17 protein-coding genes and 4 pseudogenes are annotated in these 22654 nt (G+C 72.9%); 14 read left to right on the top strand and 7 right to left on the bottom strand.

The genetic code is table 11. The features are described from left to right. Positions 1–86: 86 nt before the first annotated feature. Entirely contained in the window at positions 87–1073 is a 987-nt protein-coding gene (locus ACFY4A_RS17360; RefSeq protein ID WP_390830277.1) for a YbhN family protein, read from the bottom strand. Between the two features lie 162 nt (positions 1074–1235). Between ACFY4A_RS17360 and ACFY4A_RS17355 the strand changes: the two genes are divergently transcribed. Next, complete coding sequence (locus ACFY4A_RS17355) at positions 1236–3185, top strand: ABC transporter ATP-binding protein (protein WP_390830333.1); 1950 nt, start codon at positions 1236–1238, stop codon at positions 3183–3185. Positions 3186–3264: 79 nt separating this feature from the next. Here the strand turns inward: ACFY4A_RS17355 and ACFY4A_RS17350 are convergent, their stop codons facing one another. Beyond that, positions 3265–3903, bottom strand: a complete 639-nt coding sequence (locus ACFY4A_RS17350) for a DedA family protein (RefSeq protein ID WP_390830332.1) — start codon at positions 3901–3903, stop codon at positions 3265–3267. Between the two features lie 404 nt (positions 3904–4307). Here ACFY4A_RS17350 and ACFY4A_RS17345 point away from each other — a divergent pair, with 404 nt between their 5' ends. Together ACFY4A_RS17345 and ACFY4A_RS17340 are read left to right on the top strand one after the other, a co-directional pair. Next, complete coding sequence (locus tag ACFY4A_RS17345; RefSeq protein WP_390830276.1) at positions 4308–4703, top strand: VOC family protein; 396 nt, start codon at positions 4308–4310, stop codon at positions 4701–4703. Between the two features lie 119 nt (positions 4704–4822). After that, positions 4823–5776 carry an IS481 family transposase gene (locus ACFY4A_RS17340; RefSeq protein ID WP_390830331.1) on the top strand — a complete coding sequence of 318 codons (954 nt, stop codon included), beginning with the start codon at positions 4823–4825 and terminating at the stop codon, positions 5774–5776. A gap of 64 nt (positions 5777–5840) precedes the next feature. Here the strand turns inward: ACFY4A_RS17340 and ACFY4A_RS17335 are convergent. Then, a pseudogene (locus ACFY4A_RS17335) lies at positions 5841–6173 on the bottom strand (NUDIX domain-containing protein); the annotation flags it as partial. Positions 6174–6260: 87 nt separating this feature from the next. Between ACFY4A_RS17335 and ACFY4A_RS17330 the strand changes: the two are divergent. Further along, positions 6261–7058, top strand: coding sequence for an Fpg/Nei family DNA glycosylase (locus ACFY4A_RS17330; RefSeq protein WP_390830275.1), 798 nt, complete (start codon positions 6261–6263; stop codon positions 7056–7058). Positions 7059–7299: 241 nt separating this feature from the next. Here ACFY4A_RS17330 and ACFY4A_RS17325 read toward each other — a convergent pair. Together ACFY4A_RS17325 and ACFY4A_RS17320 are read right to left on the bottom strand one after the other, a co-directional pair. Next, positions 7300–7741, bottom strand: a pseudogene (locus tag ACFY4A_RS17325) (MFS transporter); the annotation flags it as partial. Further along, positions 7726–7993 (bottom strand): annotated as a pseudogene (locus tag ACFY4A_RS17320) (pyridoxal-phosphate dependent enzyme); the annotation flags it as partial. The pseudogenes ACFY4A_RS17320 and ACFY4A_RS17325, both read right to left, overlap by 16 nt. Before the next feature lie 529 nt (positions 7994–8522). On the opposite strand from ACFY4A_RS17320, the gene panD reads away from it, so the two are divergent. Genes panD through ACFY4A_RS17305 form a run of 3 tightly spaced genes read left to right on the top strand, consistent with a single transcriptional unit; the run spans position 8523 to position 10008 of the window. Beyond that, on the top strand, positions 8523–8942 hold the full coding sequence (gene panD / locus ACFY4A_RS17315) for an aspartate 1-decarboxylase (protein ID WP_390830274.1): 420 nt from the start codon (positions 8523–8525) through the stop codon (positions 8940–8942). Between the two features lie 18 nt (positions 8943–8960). Beyond that, positions 8961–9305 (top strand): GNAT family N-acetyltransferase, encoded by a 345-nt coding sequence (locus ACFY4A_RS17310; protein ID WP_390830273.1) that lies wholly within the window; start codon positions 8961–8963, stop codon positions 9303–9305. Positions 9306–9312: 7 nt separating this feature from the next. Beyond that, entirely contained in the window at positions 9313–10008 is a 696-nt protein-coding gene (locus ACFY4A_RS17305; RefSeq protein WP_390830272.1) for an arylsulfatase, read from the top strand. Between the two features lie 652 nt (positions 10009–10660). Here the strand turns inward: ACFY4A_RS17305 and gndA are convergent. Further along, positions 10661–12100 carry an NADP-dependent phosphogluconate dehydrogenase gene (gene gndA, locus ACFY4A_RS17300; protein ID WP_390830271.1) on the bottom strand — a complete coding sequence of 480 codons (1440 nt, stop codon included), beginning with the start codon at positions 12098–12100 and terminating at the stop codon, positions 10661–10663. A 404-nt stretch (positions 12101–12504) separates the two neighbouring features. On the opposite strand from gndA, the gene ACFY4A_RS17295 reads away from it, so the two are divergent. Continuing rightward, positions 12505–13674: a transglycosylase family protein gene (locus tag ACFY4A_RS17295; RefSeq protein WP_390830270.1), complete on the top strand. Its 1170-nt coding sequence runs from the start codon at positions 12505–12507 to the stop codon at positions 13672–13674. A 19-nt stretch (positions 13675–13693) separates the two neighbouring features. Here the strand turns inward: ACFY4A_RS17295 and ACFY4A_RS17290 are convergent, their stop codons facing one another. Then, positions 13694–14845 carry a DMT family transporter gene (locus ACFY4A_RS17290; protein WP_390830269.1) on the bottom strand — a complete coding sequence of 384 codons (1152 nt, stop codon included), beginning with the start codon at positions 14843–14845 and terminating at the stop codon, positions 13694–13696. Positions 14846–15087: 242 nt separating this feature from the next. Between ACFY4A_RS17290 and ACFY4A_RS17285 the strand changes: the two genes are divergently transcribed. The 6 genes and pseudogenes from ACFY4A_RS17285 (at position 15088) to ACFY4A_RS17260 (ending at position 22616) form a co-directional block, all read left to right on the top strand. Continuing rightward, positions 15088–15861, top strand: coding sequence for a (2Fe-2S)-binding protein (locus ACFY4A_RS17285; RefSeq protein ID WP_390830268.1), 774 nt, complete (start codon positions 15088–15090; stop codon positions 15859–15861). A gap of 40 nt (positions 15862–15901) precedes the next feature. Next, positions 15902–17053 (top strand): glycogen synthase, encoded by a 1152-nt coding sequence (gene glgA / locus ACFY4A_RS17280; RefSeq protein ID WP_390830267.1) that lies wholly within the window; start codon positions 15902–15904, stop codon positions 17051–17053. Positions 17054–17110: 57 nt separating this feature from the next. Continuing rightward, on the top strand, positions 17111–18331 hold the full coding sequence (gene glgC, locus ACFY4A_RS17275; protein ID WP_390830266.1) for a glucose-1-phosphate adenylyltransferase: 1221 nt from the start codon (positions 17111–17113) through the stop codon (positions 18329–18331). Between the two features lie 298 nt (positions 18332–18629). Next, a pseudogene (locus ACFY4A_RS17270) lies at positions 18630–19507 on the top strand (glycoside hydrolase domain-containing protein); the annotation flags it as partial. Positions 19508–19675: 168 nt separating this feature from the next. Next, positions 19676–21037 carry a wax ester/triacylglycerol synthase family O-acyltransferase gene (locus tag ACFY4A_RS17265; protein ID WP_390830330.1) on the top strand — a complete coding sequence of 454 codons (1362 nt, stop codon included), beginning with the start codon at positions 19676–19678 and terminating at the stop codon, positions 21035–21037. 103 nt (positions 21038–21140) lie between these two features. Further along, positions 21141–22616 (top strand): SDR family NAD(P)-dependent oxidoreductase, encoded by a 1476-nt coding sequence (locus ACFY4A_RS17260; protein ID WP_390830265.1) that lies wholly within the window; start codon positions 21141–21143, stop codon positions 22614–22616. Positions 22617–22654: the final 38 nt, after the last annotated feature.

Below are 22654 nucleotides of genomic sequence, written 5' to 3'. Positions count from 1 at the left end.
AGCGTATGGGAACGAGAGCGTATGGGGAACGAGAGCGTGAGGGAGACGCCGGTGCGCGGGCGGCTGCAGCGTGCGGGAGACGAAGGTCAGATGACCTTCAGCCGTACCAACGCCCCCAGCGTGAGCGCCCCCGGCAGCAGGGGCAGCCAGACGGTGATGATCCGGTAGGCGACCACCACCGCCGTGACGACCGCGGCCGGCCCGCCCGCAGCCACCAGCGCCACGACGAGCGCGGCCTCCACCGAGCCGAGCCCGCCGGGCGTGGGCACCAGCGCGACGGCGGTGGTGGCCGCCAGGTACGCCAGTGCCATGTGCGTGGACGGCACCGGCAGCGCCAGCGCCCGCCCCACCGCGACCAGGGAGACCGCCTGAAGGACCGGGAAGGCCAGCGAGCCGCCCCACAGCGCGAGCGCCCGCGCCGGACGGGAGTGCACCGAGCGCGCCTCGCTCAGCGCGGTGCGCAGGAAGGCGGCCACCGCCGCGCGCAGCCGCCGCACGCACAACGCCGCCCCGGTCGCGACGACCAGGACCGCGCCCGCGGTGTACAGCAGCGGACCGGCCACGCCCGAGGGCAGCAGGCCGCCGAGCCGCAGCGCGTCCGGGAAGGCGAGGAGCAGGGCGGCGAGCAGGGCCAGCCGGGCGATGCTCTCCGCGAGCATGTACAGCGCGAGCGCGGCGGAGGACCGGGCCAGGGAGACCCCGCACACCGACAGGAACCGCAGGTTCACCGCGCTCGCCCCGAGGCCCGTCGGCAACAGGTGGTTGGCGGCGCCGGCCGCGAACTGGGTGGCGAGCAGCCGCCGCCTCGGCAACCGCTGGACGACCGCGCCCTGCCGGGTGACGGCCGCCGCGACCCAGGTCAGACAGGTCGTGCCGACCGCCGCCAGCAGCCACGGCCACGCGGCGCTCCGCAGGAGCGCGAAGCCCTCGGCCAGCACCGACCGGTGCCGCACCGCGGCCACCGCCACGAGCAGTAGCGGCAGCAGGCACAGCACCTGGCGGACGGGCAGGCGCCGCGGGAGCCGTCCTGGCCGCAGATCGGGGGGGTCGACCGCTTTCGCATCCGGGGTCACATCCGGAGACGTTCCCCCCGCCGCGCCAACGGCGGGTGGCGGAACCGAGGACGGCGTCTTACGAGCGGGAATCGGGTGTGAAGGAGGCGGAGCCGTCGGGGCCTTCGGGGTGCGCACATTGACCTCAACGATGCTTGAGGTTCTAGGTTCTTCTCCATGAGCATGGAGACCACCGCCTGGACGCAGCTGCACAGCGTCATGACCGCCCAGCAGGAGCGGCGCCCGCTCGCCCGAGCGACGCTGCGCCGCATCGGCGCGTTCGCCCGGCCCCACCGCCGCCGTATCGCGCAGTTCGTCGCCCTCGGGGTGGTGACCGCACTGCTCGCGGTGGCGACCCCCGTGCTCGCCGGGCGCGTCGTCGACGTGATCGTGTCCCGGGGCGACCAGGGCACGGTCATACGCCTGGCCCTGCTCATCGCCCTGATCGCGGTGGCCGAGGCGGCGTTCGGCATCGTCGGCAGGCGCCTGTCGGCCACGCTCGGCGAGGGACTCATCCTCGATCTGCGCACGACGGTGTTCGACCATGTGCAGCGCATGCCGGTGGCGTTCTTCACGCGCACCCGTACGGGAGCGCTCGTCTCCCGGCTCAACAACGACGTCATCGGTGCCCAGCGGGCCTTCAGCAACACCCTCTCGGGTGTCGTCAGCAACGTGGTCACGCTGCTGCTCACCCTCGCCGTCATGCTCACCCTGTCCTGGCAGATCACCCTGCTCGCCCTGGTGCTGTTGCCGGTGTTCGTGGTGCCGGCCCGGCGGATGGGCAGCCGGATGGCCCGTATGCAGCGGGAGGCGGCCACGCTGAACGCGGCGATGGGCACCCGGATGACGGAGCGCTTCTCCGCCCCCGGCGCCACCCTGGTCAAGCTCTTCGGCCGCCCGGAGCAGGAGTCGGAGGAGTTCGCGGCCCGCGCCGGCCGGGTACGGGACATCGGCATCCGCACGGCGACGGCGCAGTCCGCCTTCATCACCGCGCTGACCCTGGTGTCCGCGCTGGCGCTGGCCCTGGTCTACGGACTCGGCGGGTACTTCGCCCTGCGCGGCACCCTGGAGCCGGGCGCCGTCGTATCGCTCGCCCTGCTGCTGACCCGGCTGTACGCGCCGCTCACCGCGCTCGCCGGGGCGCGCGTGGAGGTGATGAGCGCCCTGGTCAGCTTCGAGCGGGTCTTCGAGGTGCTCGACCTCAAGCCGCTGATCGAGGAGAAGCCCGACGCCCGCCAGGTTCCCGACGGCCCCCTCGCCGTGGAGTTCGACGGCGTCCGCTTCGGCTACCCCTCCGCCGACAAGGTCTCCCTCGCCTCGCTGGAGGAGGTCGCCGGCCTCGACACCCGCGACGGCGCCGAGGTCCTGCATGGCGTCTCCTTCCGCGCCGAGGCCGGGCGGACCGTCGCCCTCGTCGGCTCCTCCGGCGCCGGCAAGTCGACGATCGCGCAACTGCTCCCGCGCCTGTACGACGTCGACGAGGGTGCCGTGCGTATCGGTGGCGTCGACGTACGCGACCTGACCTTCGCGTCCCTGCGGGCGACCCTCGGCATGGTCACCCAGGACGGCCACCTCTTCCACGACTCCGTGCGCGCCAACCTGCTGCCGGCCCGCCCCTCGGCGACCGACGCGGAACTGTGGGACGCCCTGCGCCGGGCCCGCCTCGACGACCTCGTGCGCTCCCTGCCCGACGGCCTCGACACCGTCGTCGGTGAGCGCGGCTACCGCCTGTCCGGCGGCGAGCGCCAGCGCATGACCATCGCCCGACTGCTGCTGGCCCGACAGCGGGTGGTCATCCTCGACGAGGCCACCGCCCACCTCGACAACACCTCGGAGGCGGCCGTCCAGGAGGCGCTGGCCGAGGCCCTGGAGGGCCGCACCGCGGTGGTGATCGCCCACCGGCTGTCCACGGTGCGAGCCGCCGACCTCATCCTGGTCGTCGAGGACGGACTGATCGTCGAACGCGGCACCCACGACGAACTCCTGGCGGCGGAGGGCCGGTACGCCGAGCTGTACCGCACGCAGTACGAGCAGAGGGCCGGGGAGGCCCGGGAAGCGGGGGAGGTGCGGGGAATCCAGGCGGCCGGGGAGGTGGCGGCCGGGGAGGTGGCGGCCGGGGAGGCGGTGGCGTAGGCGGACGCCAGGGGAGGCACCGGGGGCGGGGAGGCACACGCGGTCGGCCGCCGTCTCCCCGGCCACCGTGAGGGCGCGCTCACCGTGAGGGCGGTTGCCGGGCGTGCCGCGTACGGCGTGCCTGCACCAGCAAGGGCACCAGGGTGAGCACGACGAGCACGGCGACCATGATCAGGAGATAGTCGCCGATGTCGGGGACCGACGCCCCCAGGACGTATCCGGCAAGTACCAGGCTCTGGGACCAGAGCACGCCCCCGACGGTCGCCCAGAGCGTGAAGGTCCGCGTGGGCACGCCGAGCGCCCCGGCCGCCGGGTGCAGTACGGTCCGCAGCATCGGGATGAAGCGGCCGATCACGAGCGCCTTGCCCTGCCCGTAGCGGGCCAGGAGTTCCTGCGCCCGCGCCGCCCGCTGCTTCAGACGCCGGTTGGAGGTGCGGGCCAGCAGGGTACGCCCGCCCCGCCGCCCGAGCAGGAACCCCACCTCCCCACCGGCCACCGCGCCCACGGCGGCGCACAACAGCACCTGCCACAACGCCAGTCGCGGCGCCTGGCTGTCGGACTGCGCGCACAGCACACCGGCCGGGATCAGCAGCGTGTCACCGGGAAGGAAGAAGCCGACCACGATCAGACCCGACTCCGCGAAGGTCACGACCAGGACCCCCAGCGCACCGAAGGCGGCCAGCACCGAGGCGCTGTCCGTCGGGTTGACGGCGAACACCGTCATCGCCTCATGGCCCTCCTCACCGTGCGCTCGTAGGGCCCACTGCCGGATGAGTACCACTGCGGTACCGCCGCGGCGGCGGGGACGGTCGCGGAATCGGGCGCATTGGACACCACGAACATCATGGACGCGCTCGCCCCGTACCGCCCATCGGCGGACAGTCGAATCCCGGTCGGTGGCGTTCATGCCGCTCGGCGCCGCGGCCGGCGGCCTCCTGGCGACCGCCTCCGTCTGCACCCCGCCGTAACGATCTGCGTCCTCGCCGCAGCCCGGCTCGGCGGGCACGCCGTCGCCGCGGCGGCGGTCGCCCGACAGCCCACATCACGGTAAGCATGGAAGATCTCGGTTCTGTCGGACGGGCGGCATACTCTGAGGCCCCGTCCGCACTGTCTGGGAGAGTCATGACAAGTAGGTTCACCGAGTTGGCCGTTGACTGCCATGACCCGGAGAGGCTCGCGGCCTTCTGGTGCGAGGTCCTGGACTTCAAGGTGATCGACCGGAGCGAGGGCAAGGTCGAGATCGGCTCCTGGGTGCCGACCGTCGAGGATGTTCGGGCCCGCCAGATGCCGCCCACCCTGCTGTTCATCCGGGTGCCCGAGGGCAAGACCGCGAAGAACCGGCTTCACCTCGACGTCAGCCCGATCGACGGCGGCACCGAGGACGAGGTGACCAGATTGCTCGGCCTCGGCGCCACCAAGACGGATGTCGGCCAGGGACCGGACCGGAACTGGGTGGTCATGGCAGACCCCGAGGGCAACGAGTTCTGCGTCCTACGCACCCTGGCACCGCGGAACTAGGTGTACTGGCCCGGGAGGTTGTGGACGGGTGACCCAGGTCTCGGCTGAGGAATCTTGAACAGGTGAGGGCCTTCCGGTTCGGTGTGGATTGCGACGTCTACACCAAGCGAAAGGCCCTCGTGCCACACCGTAACGCACCCCTGACCGAGACCGGCCGCCTGCGCCTGGCCCGCTGCGTAGTCGAGGACGGCTGGACACTCAGACGTGCGGCAGAACGTTTCCAGGTCTCGCCGACCACGGCCCAGCGATGGGCCGACCGCTACCGAGCGCTCGGCGAGGCGGGCATGACCGACCGTTCCAGCCGCCCGCACCGCAGCCCCCGCCGGATACCGGCGCGCACCGAGCGCAGGATCATCAAGGTCCGCGTCCTGCGCCGCTGGGGACCGGCCCGCATCGCGCACCTGCTACGACTGAACCCGGCCACCGTGCACCGGGTGCTGACCCGCTATGGCCTGGCCCGGCTCGCCCACCTGGACCGGGCCACCGGCCGTGTCATACGCCGCTACGAACGCGACAGGCCCGGCGAGTTGGTGCACGTGGACATCAAGAAGCTCGGCAACATCCCCGACGGCGGCGGCCACAGGGTCCTCGGCCGGGCCGCAGGCCGCAAGAACCGCACGAACGCCGGCTACAGCTACCTCCACACCGCCGTCGACGACCACTCCCGCCTGGCCTACAGCGAGATCCACACGGACGAGAAGAAGGAGACTGCCACAACCTTCTGGACCCGGGCCCACACCTTCTTCGCCCAGGCCGGAATCACCGTCGAGCGGGTGCTGACCGACAACGGCTCCTGCTACCGCTCACGCGACTGGCGCGATGCCCTGGCCGCAGCCAGGATCACCCACAAGCGCACCCGGCCCTACCGGCCACAGACGAACGGCAAGGTCGAACGCTTCAACCGCACCCTGCTCGACGAATGGGCCTACGCCCGCCCCTACCGCTCAGAGCAGGAACGACGCGACGCCTTCCCCGGCTGGCTGCACACCTACAATCACCACCGCGGACACACCGCGCTGAAGGGCCAACCACCCGCCAGCCGCGTCCCCAACCTCTCGGGGCAATACAACTAGGCCGCGAGCGGCACCCGCAACCCGTGACATCCCGCAGCCATCACGTTGCCGTGTGCTGTTCGTCTTAGTAGGTCGGTGTCCGGTCTGCGTACGGGGTGAAGTGCGCTGGTGCGTGGTCGATCGGCGGCAAGTCGGGGCGCCAGGACGTGAGGATCTGGGCACTGCACACGAACAGTCCCTGCGGCAGCTCGTCCAGGGCCCACCACCGCCAGTCGCCCACGCTTTCGTGCGGCTGGTCGGGGGGCTCGCCCTGCCAGGCCGTGACGACGGCGCCGACGGTGACGCGTACGACGTCGTCGACGTGGTCGAGGAGTGTGCCCAGCGGCGTCACGTCTTCAGGGCGCGTGACGAGCCCGGTTTCCTCGGCGAGTTCGCGCACGACGGTGCCGTGGAGGGACCGAGCGCGTTCGGTCGCCCTCCACGGGTACCCGTCTGCGCGTGCGGCGGACTGAGGGCCGTAGGACGAAGAGCCGGGGGCGAACACATGCCCGAACTGCCGGATGTCGAGGGATTCCGCGAGGTGCTGATGACCTGCGGCCGGCGTCGGCGCGTCACGGACGTCGAGGTGCGGGACGCGGGAGTTCTGCGCGGTGTCAGCGCGCAGCGGCTGCGGAGGGAGCTGAAGGGCAGGCGTCTGGGGGAGGCGTGGCGGCACGGCAAGTGGTTGTTCGTGCCGATGGACGACGGTCCCACGGACGGGGGTGGTCCCACACTTGTCTGGCATTTCGGCATGACGGGATCGCTGCGGTGCTGTTCCCCGGACGAACCGGTCGAACGGCACGACCGCGTCGTGCTGACGCTCGACGACTCCCGGCACCTCCGCTACCGCGATCAACGCAAGCTCCAGGGCCTGCAGTTGGTCGACGAAGCGCAGATCGCACGGATCGTGGACGGGCTGGGTCCCGACGCCCTCACCGTGCGCGGACCGGAATTGCGGGAACTGCTTTCGGGACGACGGCGTGCCGTCAAGAGCGCGCTGATGGACCAGTCCGTGATCGCGGGTCTGGGCAACCTCCTGTGCGACGAGATCCTCTGGCGGGCCCGTGTGGCGCCGCGGACCCCGGCGCGGGACCTGAGCGACGACGAGATTCGGCGTGTCCATGTAGGGATGGGCAGGGTCCTTGAGACATCCGTGCGTGCCGGGTGCGTGCCGCCGAGGCGCTCCTGGCTCACCGGGCACAGGGACGACAGCGAGCCGACGTGTCCTCGCTGTGGCCGGCCCCTGTGCTCCAACCGCGTCGGCGGACGCCGCACGGTCTGGTGCCCGCAGTGCCAGAAATGACCGAAGCGGGCCGTTGTAGAGTCAGCGCACGGCCCTTGACCTGCAAGAAGCGGGCAGGGAGCTGACCTCAGGGAGCGCTCAGTGCTGCGTACTCTTTTCAAGTCCGAGGCCGCCCGTGCCTACATGGACCGCCGCGGCGGCGCCCTCGAAGCCATGACCGACGGCAACTGGGGCAACGCCTTCACCCGTGCCCTGCTGGGTGTCCGGCTGGACGTGGACGGCTCCGGCGACTGGTCGATGGTGGTGAGCCCGGCGAAGACGGCCGCGGCGACCGTGCAGACCAGGCGGAAGTCGGCGGCCAGGAGGGCGAGTCCGACGAGTGGACCGAGCAGCATGCCGGCCTGGTAGTAGACGTTGAAGGCGAAGGCGTCCACGCGCTGCTCGCCGGCCTCGGTGGCGAGGTAGGCGCGGACGGCCGGGTTGAACAGGGCTCCGGCGAAGCCCGTGGCGGCGGAGGCGGCGATGAGGGCCGGCAGGTTGTCGACCCAGCCGAGCAGGCCGAAGCCCAGGGTGCGCAGCAGGCACCCGGCCATGATGAGGATCTTGTAGCCGAGGCGGTCGGCGAGGGTGCCGCCGATGAGGAACATGCCCTGCTGGGAGAAGTTGCGGACGCCGACGACGAGTCCGACGGCCCAGGCGGCCGGCCCGAGCCCGTCGGACAGGTCAGCGGCGAGGTAAGGGAGCCCAGTCCGCGCATGAGGCGGGCCGCGGCGGGCTGGCCGAAGATCGTCGAGCCGAGGTGACGACCCCGACGATCCGCAGGTGCGGGAACTGGTCGCGCAGGACGGAGCCGATGCCTGCGGAGTGGCCGCCGGTGCCGACGGAGACGACGAGGGTGTCGATGCGGCCCAGCTGGGCGATGAGTTCGTGGGCGAGTGGGCGTAGGCGGCGATGTTGTCGGGGTTGTTGTACTGGTCCGGGCGCCAGGCGTCGGGGCCCGGTGAGGCGTCCGCGCAGGCTGCGGGCCACCTACGACCGTTTCGGCCTGATCACGACACTGGGCAACGGGATCCTGGCCGAAAACCGGACCTGAGGAGAGCGTGGAAGTGGGACACCGTGCTGCGCTGGGCGGTGACCGCGTGACCCGGCTTGTGGTCATGCCAGGTCTTGACGGGCGGTCGACGGACGGGGGCCTGGACCGGCTGACCCATGGCGGCGCGTGGCCCTACTCCCGGTCGACCGCCTGCGCTCCTGACTGCCGCCCAGAACGCCCGGGGGACGGTGATCACGGCTGCCCTTCGGGGGGTGCTGCGTAGGCTTGCGCCGTCGTCGCGTTGGGGTAGGGGAGAGCGAGCGTAGCCCTCCGCAGTTGCCTGACGACCCGTCAGTAAAGTCGGCAAGCGGTCAGCACGAGTCCTGAAAACCTAGGGAAAGCTGCCCGAACACGCGACTCGTTGTAGGGTGTGGAAACAGCCCTTGACCTGCAAAAACGCAGGCAGGGAGCCTACTTGTGGGAGTGCCCCGATGTTGCGTATCATGCTCAAGTCCAAGATCCACCGCGCCACCGTCACCCAGGCCGACCTGCACTACGTGGGATCGGTGACCATCGACGCGGACCTGCTCGACGCCGCCGATCTGCTGCCCGGGGAGCTCGTCCACATCGTCGACGTCACCAACGGTGCTCGTCTGGAGACGTACGTCATCGAGGGGGAGCGCGGGTCCGGAGTCGTCGGGATCAACGGGGCCGCCGCGCATCTCGTCCACCCCGGAGACCTGGTGATCATCATCAGCTACGCCCAGGTCACAGACGCCGAAGCGCGGGCCTCTCAGCCGCGGGTCGTCCACGTCGACGCGGACAACCGTATCGTGGCGCTCGGCGCCGATCCGTCGGAGCCGGTGCCGGGTTCCGGCCAGGAGCGCAGCCCGCAGGCCGCATCGAGCTGATCGACCAGGAGCGTGACCGTGAGCGACACCGAGATCCGCGACGACCGGACGGCGGGGCGCCTCGAGGCGCTGGCAGGTGGTGCGGTCGTCGGCCGCATCGAGTACTTCGTCCTCGAACGGCCCGGGCGCGCGCCGGTGCCCGTGCACACGATCGTGGAGCCGGCCCATGAGGGCAGGGGCAGCGCGGACTCGCTGGCGCCCGAGCTGTACGCGATCGCGGGGCGCGAGGGTGCCGCCGTGGCCCCGCTGTGTCCGTACGTCGTCAAGTGGGCCGAACGTCACCGCGACGAGGCCCCGGCGGCCGACCCCGAGCTGCCGGGCGCCGCGCGGGAGTGGCTCGCGGCGCATCCGGAACGGTTCTGAGCGGTCGATGCTCGCCCTGCTGCACACCTCGCCGGTGCACGTCCCGGTCTTCGACGCGCTGCGCGACGAGACCCACCCCGGCCTCGGGCTACGGCACTTCGTCGACGAGGAGCTGCTGCGCCGGGCCCGCCGGGAAGGTCCGGCGGCGGTGACGCACGCGGTGGGAGTGGTGTTGCGCAGGGCGGTCGCCGAGGGTGCCCGGGCCGTCCTGTGCACCTGCTCCACCCTCGGGGGCGTCGCGGAGGAGGCGGGGGCGGCGGGGCTCGCCGTGCCGGTGCTGCGGGTGGACCGGCCCATGGCGGCCGCCGCGGTCGCCGCCGGGCCGCGGGTGGTCCTCCTCGCGGCGCTGGCGAGCACCCTCGCGCCGACCACCGCGCTCATCGAGGAGGAGGCCCGCCGCGCCGGGCGCACCGTCACCGTCCGGCCCGTGCTCGTCGACGTCGCCTGGTCCCGTTTCGAGGCTGGTGACACCGAGGGGTACGTGCGCGAGGTGGCCACCGCGGCGGACCGGGTCACCCACGCCGACGCGATCGTCCTCGCCCAAGCCTCCATGGCCCCCGTCCAGCACTTCACGACGACTCCGATCCCCGTCCTCTCCAGCCCCCGTCCGGGCTTCGAGGCAGCGGCACGCGCGGCACGGCACAGCCCCGACCGACCGCTCGACATCCCCACGCAGCCGAACAGGCCGCCCGCACACCCATGAGTCCGCCCGGCTCCTCGCCGTGCCCCCGTCGGGTGACTGGTGGCGCGGGGGCCGGGTAGGTGGGGGAGTAGTCCAGAGCCGATGTCGACCGACTGGCCGGAGGACGCCATGACCGACCCGTACCCGGACCCCACCTCGCCCTCGCCCATGCCGGGTCCGGACCCCCAGCATCCGCAGCCGCAACCGCACCCCGTGCCCACACCGGAGCCGCCCCCGGCCCCGCAGCCCCCTCCGGCGCCAGGGCCGCCGCCGGGCCCACCCGGCCCACCACCAGGTCCGCCGGGCCCACCGCCCGGTCCAGGCCCGACCCCGCCTCCGCCCCCGGCCCCGCCGCCGGGTCCCGGCCCGACCCCGCCCGTGCCCCCGGGCCCGATCCCCAGTCCTCCACCCGGTCCTCCGCCCCCGGAGCCCCCGCCGTCCCCGATCCCGCCGGGCCCGGAGCCGGTCCCGAACCCGGAGCCGGGACCACCCCTGACCCGACGCCCGACCCGACCCCGGACCTGACCTGGCCCCCGGGGCCGCGCGGGCGTCCGCACCTCTCGCCCCGTCCGCCAACGAACGAAGGAAGACGGTGGGCGGCTCCCCAGCCGCCCACCGTCTTCCGCCTTCTACGCAGCTGCTCCCGGCCGAGGCGGCCGGCGAAGCGCCATCCCTACGCCGTCACCTCCGACCGGTCCCCGCCCCACAGCGTGTGGAAGGAACCGTCACGGTCCACCCGCCGGTACGTGTGCGCCCCGAAGAAGTCCCGCTGCCCCTGGGTGAGCGCGGCGGGCAGCCGCTCGGCGCGCAGGGCGTCGTAGTACGCGAGGGCGGCGGAGAAGCCGGGGGTCGGCACGCCCTGCCGGGTCGCGGCGACCAGGACCTCGCGCCAGTCGTCCTGCGCCGCCGCGATCTCCTGGGCGAAGGTGTCGTCGGACAGCAGGCTCGGCAGGTCCGGGCGGGCGTCGTACGCGGCGCGGATCCGGTCCAGGAAGGCCGCGCGGATGATGCAGCCGCCGCGCCAGATGGCGGAGACCGCGCCGAGGTCGATGTCCCAGCCGAACTCCGCGCTGCCCGCGGCGATCTCGTGGAAGCCCTGGGTGTAGGACACGATCTTCGAGGCGTACAGCGCCTGTTCCACCCGGTCGGCGACGGCGGCCGCCTCCGACTCGCTCAGCGGGGACGCCTTCGGGCCCGCCAGTCCGCGCGAGGCCTCCCGCAGGTCCGCGTGGCCCGACAGGGAGCGGGCGAAGACCGCCTCCGCGATGCCCGAGACCGGCACACCCAGGTCGAGGGCGATCTGGACCGTCCAGCGGCCGGTGCCCTTCTGCTCGGCCTGGTCCACCACCACGTCGACGAACGGCTTGCCGGTCGCCCCGTCCACGTGGGACAGGACCTCCGCCGTGATCTCGATCAGGTACGAGTCGAGCCGGCCCGTGTTCCAGGTGCGGAAGATCTCCGCGATCTGCGCGGGGGAGTACCCGGCCACGTCACGCAGCAGCTGGTACGCCTCGCCGATCAGCTGCATGTCGGCGTACTCGATGCCGTTGTGCACCATCTTCACGAAGTGCCCGGCGCCGTCCGGGCCGACGTGCGTGACGCACGGCGCGCCGTCCTTCGCCTTCGCGGAGATCTTCTCCAGCATCGGACCGAGCGAGTCGTACGACTCCTTCGAGCCGCCCGGCATGATGCTCGGCCCGTGCAGCGCGCCCTCCTCGCCGCCGGAGATCCCGGTGCCCACGAAGTGGATGCCCTGCTCGCGCAGCTCCCGCTCCCGGCGCCGGGTGTCCGCGAAGTGCGCGTTGCCGCCGTCGATGATCATGTCGCCGGGCTCAAGCAGCGGGGCGAACTCCCGGATCACCGCGTCGGTCGGTTCGCCGGCCTTCACCATGATGACCAGGCGGCGCGGCCGCTCCAGGGCCGCCACGAACTCCTTCGCGGTTTCGGCAGCGACGAAGTCCCCCTCGTGCCCGAACTCCTCGACCAGGGCGTGCGTCCGGGCCACCGTCCGGTTGTGCAGTGCGACCGCGTAGCCGTTGCGCGCGAAATTGCGGGCGAGGTTGCGGCCCATGACCGCGAGTCCCGTGACGCCGATCTGGGCTGTAGTGCTCATACCGCCTGCTCCTCGAAAATCCGGTGAATCGTCAAGTGGAACGCTGGCCCCGCCGCCGTTGGCCGGTCCGCCGCCGGTGCCGTCGTCGGCCGGTCCGCCGCGGGTCCCGTCATCGGCCGGTCCGTGGTCGGCCTGCCGTCCTTCGCGCCGCCGTGCCCGCCAGTATCGCCGCTCATGCCCTTTCGACCATCCTGACGTGCCGATACGGCGTGCGCACATCCGGACCCGGCACCCTTCCCTACGCGCGGCGGGTGCCCACCCGCTCAGCACGCGGCCCGCGGATCCGGCCAATGAGGGGCCGCAACCGGCCACTTGGGGTGACGAACCGGCCGATAGCCGTCTTGTCACGGCCTGTTCGCGGCGGTTACTTTCGCCCCTCCTGACGCATGTCGAGGGGGCTTGAGATGGCCGTACGCGGCCGGCACCGCCGGTACCAGCCGAACAGGATCAACCGCGCCTCGCTCACCGTCACGGCGGGCGGCGCCGGGATGGCCATTCCGCTCATCGGCGCCGGAGCCGCGCACGCCGCCGACGCCTCCACCTGGAACAAGGTGGCCGCCTGCGAGTCGAGCGGCAACTGGCACATCAACACGGGCAACGGCTATTACGGCGGGCTCCAGTTCACCCGGTCCACCTGGGCGGCGTACGGCGGGACGCGGTACGCGTCCCGCGCGGACCTGGCCACCCGGGACCAGCAGATCGCCGTCGCGGAGAAGGTGCTCGACGGGCAGGGGCCCGGCGCCTGGCCGGTGTGCTCGACGCGGGCCGGCCTCACCAGGGGAGGGGGTGCACCCGACGTCCACCCGGACACCGCCGCCCAGCGGACCGTGCGCGGCGCCAAGAGCCCCGCCCGCCAGGTCGACGTACGGCCGCAGACCGCGCCGCAGGCGCGGGCCGGTACCGCCGAGATGTACACGGTGGTCCGCGGCGACACCCTCTCCGGCATCGCCGAGGAGCGTCATGTCTCCGGAGGTTGGCGGCAGTTGTACGCCGCCAACCGCATGACCGTGGGCGCCGACCCGAACCTGATCCTGCCGGGCCAGCGGCTCGCGGTGCCCAAGTCGCGTACGACGTCCGAGCCGCACCGCAAGACGTCCACCGCCACGCGCCCGGCCAGAGAGGCCAAGCCCGCCTCCGGCACGGCCAAGTCCCGGCCGCACTCCATCGAGCACACCTTCGTCGCCCCCGTCGCCGGCGGCGTCGGCACGCCCTACCACGCGACCGGCTCCCACTGGTCGAAGGGCTACCACACCGGCGTCGACTTCGCGGTCCCCACCGGCACCTCCGTGAAGGCGGCCGGGGCCGGCCGGGTGGTCAGCGCGGGCTGGGGCGGCGCCTACGGCTACCAGGTGGTCATCCGGCACGCCGACGGCCACTACACGCAGTACGGCCACCTGTCGGCGATATCCGTGCGGGTCGGGCAGACGGTCGCCCCCGGGCGCGGCATCGGCCGTTCCGGGGCCACGGGCAACGTCACCGGACCGCATCTGCACTTCGAGGTGCGCACGGGGCCGGGGTTCGGCACCGACGTCGACCCGCTCGCCTATCTGAGGGCCGGCGGCGTCAGGATCTGATGTCCGCGGGCCGGCGGCGTCAGGATCCGACCCGGGACCGGGGCCGGTCGGGCACGGGCACCGGAACGCAGGGGTTCGCGTAGAACTGCCCGCCGTAGAGGGCACCGTAGAACGGACCGAGGACGAGCAGCGGTTCGCCCTGCGCGGGGTCCTGCTCCCGCGCCGCCGCTGCGACCGGGACGACGACCGCGCCCACCGGGTCCACCGGCACGGCCCGCCCGGAGGCCTCGGACGCCTCGGCGGCGGACAGCGCCACCTCGGCAGTCAGCGCCACCTCGGCGGGCGGTGCCTCCCCGGCGGACGCCGGCCCGGTCACCACCCCGGTCACCACGACCGGAGCCGTACGCTCGATGCGCTCGGTCGTCAGCAGGATCAGCCCGCCCGCGGCCACCACACCGCAGCCGAGGGCGAGCACGGTGCCCGTCGTGCCGTAGCGGAAGGTCTCGCCGAACAGCGTGAGCCCGACCGCGGCCGCCATCACCGGGTTCACCACCGTCAGCGTGGCCAGCGGCGCCGCCAGACCACCGCCCCGGTACGAGGCCTGCGACAGCAGGATCCCGGCCGTGGCCAGGACGCCTATCACGGCCAGGGACGGCAGTTCCGCCGCCGCGATCCCGTCGGTGAAGTCGACCGTGACGGTCTTGGTGAACACCGAGGACATGCCGAAGGCGATGCCGGAGCCGGTGGCGAGCAGCACGCTGCGCACCGCCGGATGCCGGTGCGCCGCCCGGCCCGCGACCGTGAGCGTCGCGACCACACCGGCGGTCACCACGGCCAGGCCCGTGCGCTGCCCGGTGTTCAGCGACTGCGTGTGGGAGGCGCCCACCAGGGACAGCAGGCCCGCGAGCCCCACCGTCGCCATGACCGCGCCGCGCCAGGCGGCGGCGCCGGCCCGCCGGCCGACGAACAGCGCCGCCATCGGCAGCGCGAACACGATGGTCAGGGCGCCCAGCGGCTGGACCAGGCTGAGCGGGCCGCAGGCCAGGGCCACCACGTGCAGCAGTCCGCCGAGACCGTTCAGCACCAGCGCCGCCCACCAGGCGGGCCGGCGCAGGGGCGCGTACTGCTCGCCGGGGAAGGACACCGCGACCCGCTCCTGGACGATCGCACCACCGGCGTAGGCGACGGCGGACACGGACGACAGCAGCACGGACAGCGCGAGGGCGCTCATGAGCTGCACCTCCGCGTGGGGCTGGGGCGGCGACCCCGGCGCGACGAACGGTCGGCTTCCATGGTTGACCACCCTGCCGTGCCGATCGCCTCCCGTCGTCGTCCCTGAGCAGTCAATAGGTCCTACTGCCGATGGAGTACGTCCCGCCCGCCGTCCTCCCCTGGGTGGGCGACACGGGACGGCGGAGCCCCTGCCGGAACCCCTTGCGCACCCCTCGACGGGCCTTGGTACTACTGCTTCCCGTGAACCTCGCCCCCGGCCTCGCCGCACTGAACGACCTCGGCGGCTTCTTCGTCCTGCGCACGGGCGCCCCGCCGCACCGGGCGCTGCCCACCCTCGCCCAGGCCTACGCCGATCCCGCCAACGACCCCACAACCGACCTCGCCACCGACCCCGACGGGCATCCCCTAGGGGTACGCGTCCGCCGGGTCGCCGACGGGATCGGCGCCCCCGAAGCCCGGGTCGCCGCCTCGGTCGCGCACCAGGCGCTCGCCGCCCGGCTGTGGTCGGCGGCGCTCGGCTGCGCCGTGCTGTACGGGCGGCTCCCCGACCTGGACGCCCGCCTGATCCGCTGGGACCCCGCCGGCAGCGCCCCGGACGACCTCTGGCTCACCGAGGTGCGCGCCCGCCCGGCGGACCCGGAGACGGTCGCGGACGTCGTCCTGCACGGGCACCTCGAACCCCTGGCGGTCGCCCTGCGTGCCCGGTACCGCCTCGCGCCGGGGCTGCTGCGGGGCAACGCGGCCTCCGCGCTGGCGGCCGCGGCCCGCCTGCTGGAGAACCGGGCGCGCGACACCGGCCGTACCGAGGTCGGCGACCACGCCCGGGAACTGACCGCACGGCTCCTCGCCCATCCCCTCCTCGACGGGGCCGGCACGCTCACCGGCCCCGGCCCCCGCCCCGGCTTCCGGCGGCGCAGCTGCTGCCTCTACTACCGCGTCCCCGGCGGCGGACTCTGCGGGGATTGCTGCTTCACCCGGGTGCCGGGCTCTTCCCCACGGGCCACATCTGAGTGACCATGAAGGCGACCGGCCGCTTCGGACCAGGGGGTTGCGGGTGCGCGTGGGACTGCTGACCCGGGAGTACCCACCGGACGTGTACGGCGGTGCGGGCGTCCACGTCGAGTTCCTCGCGCGGGAGCTCAGGCCGCTGGTGGACCTGGAGGTGCACTGCTGGGGCGAGGGCCGCGCCGACGGCGTCGTACGCCACCGCCCCTGGTCCGCGCTGGACGGCGCCAACGACGCGCTGCGCACCTTCTCCGTGGACCTCGCCATGGCCGCCGCGCTCCAGGGCCGCGAACTCGTCCACTCCCACACCTGGTACGCCAACCTCGCCGGGCACCTCGGCAAACTCCTGTACGGCGTGCCGCACGTGATGACCGCGCACTCCCTGGAGCCCCTGCGCCCCTGGAAGGCCGAACAGCTCGGCGGCGGCTACGCCCTGTCCGGCTGGGCCGAGCGCACCGCGATCGAGTCCGCCGACGCGGTCGTTGCGGTCTCCGGCGCCATGCGCGAGGACATCCTCGGCTGCTACCCGGCGCTCGACCCGGCCCGGGTGCACGTCATCCACAACGGCATCGACACCGGCCTGTACCGGCCGGACCACGGCACCGCCGCCCTCGACCGCGTCGGCCTCGACCCGGACCGCCCGTACGTGCTGTTCGTCGGCCGCATCACCCGGCAGAAAGGCGTGCCCCACCTACTGCGGGCGGTACGGGCCATCGACCCCGCCGCGCAGGTGGTGCTGTGCGCGGGGGCGCCCGACACTCCGGAGATCGACCGGGAGTTCCGGGACCTGTACCAGGAGCTGAGCCTGACCCGCGACGGCGTGCACTGGATTCCGCGGATGCTGCCGCGCCCGGACGTGATCCAGCTCCTCACCCATGCCGCCGTCTTCGTCTGCCCCTCGGTCTACGAGCCGTTGGGCATCGTCAACCTGGAGGCGATGGCGTGCGGCACTCCCGTCGTGGCCTCCAGGGTCGGCGGGATCCCCGAGGTGGTCGAGGACGGCGGGACGGGGGTACTCGTGCCCGTGGACGACGATTTCGAGACCGGGCTCGCCCGCGCCCTCGACTCGGTGCTCGCGGACCGGGACGGCGCCCGCCGCATGGGCGAGGCCGGAAGGCGGCGCGTGGTGGAGGAGTTCGGCTGGGACGTGGTCGCCCGGCGCACCGTGCGGCTCTACGAGGAGATCCTCGAACAGGCTTAGGGCTCAGTCCCTCCTGCTCAGGGGCAGGAGGCAGGCAACCGGGTGAGGGGAGCGACCATGCGTCGTGGTGGACCTTCGGTCCTCGGGATCGTCCTCGCGGGCGGAGAGGGCAAACGGCTGATGCCCCTGACCGCGGACCGCGCCAAACCCGCGGTCACCTTCGGCGGCACCTACCGGCTCGTCGACTTCGTCCTGTCCAACCTCGTCAACGGCGACATCCTGCGCATCTGCGTGCTGACCCAGTACAAGTCGCACTCGCTGGACCGGCACATCACCACCACGTGGCGGATGTCCAGCCTGCTCGGCAACTACATCACCCCGGTCCCCGCGCAACAGCGGCTCGGACCCCGCTGGTACCTGGGCAGCGCCGACGCGATCCTTCAGTCGCTCAACCTGATCCACGACGAACAGCCCGACTACGTCGCGGTGTTCGGCGCCGACCACGTCTACCGCATGGACCCGCGGCAGATGCTCCAGCAGCACATCGAGGGCGGCGCGGGAGTGACGGTCGCGGGCATCCGGGTGCCGCGCGCCGAGTCGTCGTCGTTCGGGGTGATCACCCCCGGTTCGGACGGGCAGACCGTGCAGCGCTTCCTGGAGAAGCCCGCCGAACCTCCGGGGCTGCCCGACGACCCGGAGTGCGTCTTCGCCTCCATGGGCAACTACGTCTTCTCCACCAAGGTGCTGATCGAGGCGCTCCAGCGGGACGCGGAGGACGACCGGTCGGTGCACGACATGGGTGGCTCGATCCTGCCCCAGCTCACCGACCGCGGCGAGGCGCAGCTGTACGACTTCGGCGCCAACCACGTGCCCGGCGAGACCAGCCGTGACCAGGGCTACTGGCGGGACGTCGGCACGCTCGACGCGTACTACGACGCCCATATGGACCTGATCGCCGAGCGCCCGGCGTTCAACCTCTACAACCGCGACTGGCCGATCTACACCCACTCGGGTCAGCTCTCACCCGCCCGGTTCAACGCGGGAGGGATCGCCGGCGAGTCGATCATCAGCGCCGGCTGCCTGATCCGCGGGCAGGTCACCCGCTCCGTGCTGTCGCCGGGTGTCCGGGTCGACCCGGGCGCGGTCGTCCAGGGCTCGGTGCTGCACGACAACGTCCGGGTGGGCCGTGGCGCCATCGTGCGCGGCGCGGTCCTGGACAAGAACGTCGAGGTGCCGCCCGGAGCGACGATCGGCGTCAATCCCGAGAGGGACGCCGAGCTGTACACCGTCTCCCAGGGCGGTGTGATCGCCCTCGGCAAGGGACAGCGCGTCCCGTAGCCCGGCGGGCGTCCGCGACGAGTCCGACGGTCCGACGATCTACGGCCGCAGGGTTTCTCAAGTCCGGCGCGGCGCGGTCCCGGGGCGCGCACGAGGCGCTGATCCGCGACGCGTCGCGCGCGACACCCGCCGGTTGCCGGGCTGACGGGCCTTCAGACCCGATCATGCAGGCAGTGACGTCTCCTTCGGAGGTCTTCCTGCATGAGATGGACCCGGCGCCTGCGCCTGTGCGCGGCGGGGGCGGTGGCAGCGTCCGCGCTGACCGCCGCTCCCGCCGCCGCACCGGCCGCCGAAGCGCGCGACGCTGGAGCACGCCCTGTCGGACGCGATGCTCGCCCGGATGGCCCGTGCTCTCGGCCACCACGGGGACGCCGCGCGGTACGCCGCCCGCTCCCGCGGCTACCGCGCGCTGTTCGACCCTGCCACCGGCTTCCTCCGCGCCCGCGACGCCTCCGGCGCCTTCAACGGACGGCGGACCCGGCCCGAAGCGCGGGGTTCCACGAGGGCACGTCCTGGCAGTACCAGTGGCTGGTGCCGCAGGACCTGCCGGGCCTGGTGCGCCTGATCGGCGGCCGGCGCGCCGCCAACGAGCGGCTCGACGCGTTCTTCGCCTACGCCGACCTGCTGAAGGACCCGGAGCGCACCGTCCGCGAGACATGGGTGAGCGGGCCGTACGCCTACTACGGCACCGACAAGTACAACCCGATGAACGAGCCGGACCTCGGCGCGCCGTACACCTACCTGTCGACGGGGCAGCCGTGGAAGACCACCGACGTGGTGCACGCCGCGCTGACCCTGTTCACCGACGAGCCGGCCGGGCTGAGCGGGAACGACGACCTGGGCACCATGTCCGCCTGGAACGTGCTGGCCTCCATCGGCCTGTTCCCCATCCAGCCGGGCCACCCCACCTGGGGCCTGTCCACGCCCGTCTTCGAACGCGTCGACCTGCGCCTGGACCGCGGCTTCCACCCGGGCGGCGGCCTCACCATCACGGCGCCGGGCACCTCGCGGGAGGACCGCTACATCCAGTCCGTCCGGGCCGGCGCAGTGCCGCACGACCGGACGTATCTGACCACCCGCGCCCTGCGGTCGCTCGGCACCCTCAGCTGCACCGTGGGACCGCGGCCCTCGGCGTGGGGCACGTCCGCGCAGGCCGCGCCGCCCGCGCTGCGGTGACACCCGCGGCGGGCCCGAAGTGACCACAAAGGCCCCATGTGTCCCACCGCTTTCTCCCAGGGTCGCACTTAATCTGTTGTTAACTGAGCGTAGCTTGATCGTACTTGACTGTAATCAGTCGAGCGCGGTTGACTGCTAAGACACCCACCGCCGATGCGAGGCAAGCCATTGACTCCCGACCTGCTCGCTCCCCTCGACCTGGCGTTCTGGAACATCGAGTCCGCCGACCACCCCATGCACCTCGGAGCCCTCGGGGTCTTCTCCGCGCACTCGCCGACCGCCGGAGCCCACGCGGCCGACCTGCTCGCCGCCCGCGCGGCCGGCGTGCCCGGCCTGCGCATGCGCATCCGGGACGTGTGGCGGCCGCTCGACCTGCGCCGGCCACTCGCCCAGGCGCTGCGTCCTCCGCTCGGCTTCGGCGGCGCGGCCCGCGAGCCCGACCCCGGTTTCGACCCGCTCAACCACGTCCGGCTGCACGCCCCGGCCGCGGACTTCCACGCCGAGGCGGGCCGGCTCATGCAGCGCCCGCTGGCGCGCAACCGCCCGCCGTGGGAGGCACACGTGCTGCCGGGCGAGGACGGCGTCTCCTTCGCCGTGCTGTTCAAGTTCCACCACGCCCTCGCGGACGGCCTGCGCGCCCTGACCCTCGCCGCGGCCGTCCTGGACCCCATGGACATGCCCACCCCGCGGCCCCACCGGGCCGCGCCCGCACGCGGTCCGCTGCCCGACGTCCGCAAGCTGCCCGAGGCGCTGCGCGGCGCCCTGTCCGACGTGGGCCGCGCCCTGGACATCGGCGCGTCGGTCGCCCGCTCGTCCCTCGCCACACGTTCCACCCCGGCGCTCACCGCCGAGCCCACCGGAACCCGCCGCACCGCCGGCGCGGTCGTCGACATCGACGACGTGCACCTGGTCCGCAAGGCCGTGGGCGGCACCGTCAACGACGTACTGATCGCGGTCGTCGCCGGCGCCCTGCGGCGCTGGCTCGACGAGCGGGGCGAGGGCACCGAGGGGGTCGCGCCCCGCGCCCTGATCCCGGTGTCCAGGCGCCGCCCGCGCAGCGCCCACCCGCAGGGCAACCGGCTCTCCGGCTACCTGATGGAACTCCCCGTCTGCGACCCGGACCCGCTGCGCCGCCTCGGCGCCGTCCGCACCGCGATGGACCGCAACAAGGACGCCGGACCCAACCGGGGCGCGGGCGCCGTCGCGCTGCTCGCCGACCACGTGCCCGCCCTCGGCCACCGGCTGGGCGGACCGCTGGTGGCCCAGGCCGCCCGGCTGTGGTTCGACATCCTGGTCACCAGCGTGCCGCTGCCCGGCATCGGCCTGAAGCTCGGCGGCCACCCGCTGACCGAGGTCTACCCCTTCGCGCCGCTGGCCCGCGGGCAGTCCCTGGCCGTCGCGGTCTCCACCTACCGCGGCCAGGTCCACTACGGGCTCGTCGCCGACGCCAAGGCCGTGCCCGACCTGAACCGGCTCGCCCGCGCCGTGTCCGAGGAGGTGGAGACCCTGATCACGGTCTGCGGGCCCTGATCACCGTGGTTTGGCCCAGCGGCCCGGTGCTGCCGTAAAATCCCCGGTTCGAAAGCGGGCGCGAGTCGGAGCGCCGCACGGGTGATCAGGGAACGGCAGCGCGATGACGGTGACAGACGACGGCTCGACGGCCACGGACGAAGTGGTGTACGGGCCCGGTATCGACCCCGAACGCCTCGCCGTGTGCCTCAGCGTGCTCAAGGAGCTCGACGGGATCGAGGTGGACCACCCGGACGCCATCGCCGTGCGTCGGGCCACCTCGCACATCTACCGCACGGTCAAGCAGCGCCGCCGCCAGGAGCGCCGGGCCGCCAAGACCGCGAACGACAAGGCGGTCACGGAGGCCACGGCCACCGGCTCCGCGCAGCGCATCGACGACGAGACCGAGGGCATCCTGCCCTCGTCCACGACTCGGGCGGGGCAGATCGCGGGCATACTCCAGCGCCCGCGCTCCTGCTACGTCTGCAAGACCCGCTACGTCGAGGTCGACTACTTCTACCACCAGCTCTGCCCGCGGTGCGCCATGGAGAACCGCGTCCGCAGGGACGCCCGCGCCGACCTCACGGGCAAGCGCGCCCTGCTCACCGGCGGCCGCGCCAAGATCGGCATGTACATCGCTCTGCGGCTGCTGCGTGACGGCGCGCACACCACGATCACGACCCGTTTCCCCACTGACGCCATCCGCCGCTTCAAGGCCCAGCCCGACAGCGACGAGTGGATCCACCGGCTGAAGATCGTCGGCATCGACCTGCGCGACCCGGCCCAGGTGGTGGCCCTCGCCGACTCGGTCGCGGCCGAGGGACCGCTGGACATCCTGATCAACAACGCCGCCCAGACCGTGCGGCGCTCCCCGCAGGCCTACAGCGAGCTGGTCGCCGCCGAGTCGGCCCCGCTGCCGGCCGGAGAGCTGCCCGCGGCCGAGGTGATCGGCACGTTCGGCTCGGGAGCGGTCGCCGAGCTGCCGGTGGCGGGCGGCGGCGCGCTCACCGCCCAGGACGTCACCGACCTGGCCCTGGTCTCCGGCTCGGCGTCCCTGGAGCGGATCGCGGCCGGCACGGCCATCGACGCAGGCGGGCTGGTGCCCGACCTGCACGACACCAACAGCTGGATCCAGGCGGTGGAGGACGTCACGCCGGTGGAGCTGCTGGAGGTCCAGCTGTGCAACTCGACGGCGCCCTTCATCCTGATCAGCCGTCTGCGCCCGGCGATGGCGGCCGCCGCTGCCCGCCGCACCTACATCGTGAACGTCTCCGCGATGGAGGGCGTGTTCAACCGCGGCTACAAGGGCGCCGGCCACCCGCACACCAACATGGCCAAGGCCGCCCTGAACATGCTCACGCGCACCAGCGCCGAGGAGATGTTCGAGAAGGACCGCATCCTGATGACGGCCGTCGACACCGGCTGGATCACCGACGAGCGCCCGCACCCCGACAAGGTCCGCCTCGCCGAGGCCGGCTTCCACGCCCCGCTCGACCTGGTGGACGGCGCCGCCCGCGTCTACGACCCGATCGTCCGCGGCGAGGCGGGCGAGGACCTGTACGGCGTCTTTCTCAAGGACTACGCGCCGGGCAAGTGGTGAACCGCTGACCGGGACGGCCCTCCGGTTGTTCGGCCGGG

Origin of the sequence: Streptomyces sp. NPDC001292, assembly GCF_042896465.1 — a bacterium.
Classification (GTDB): Bacteria; Actinomycetota; Actinomycetes; order Streptomycetales; family Streptomycetaceae; genus Streptomyces.
This window is presented reverse-complemented; position numbering and strand designations above follow the sequence as displayed.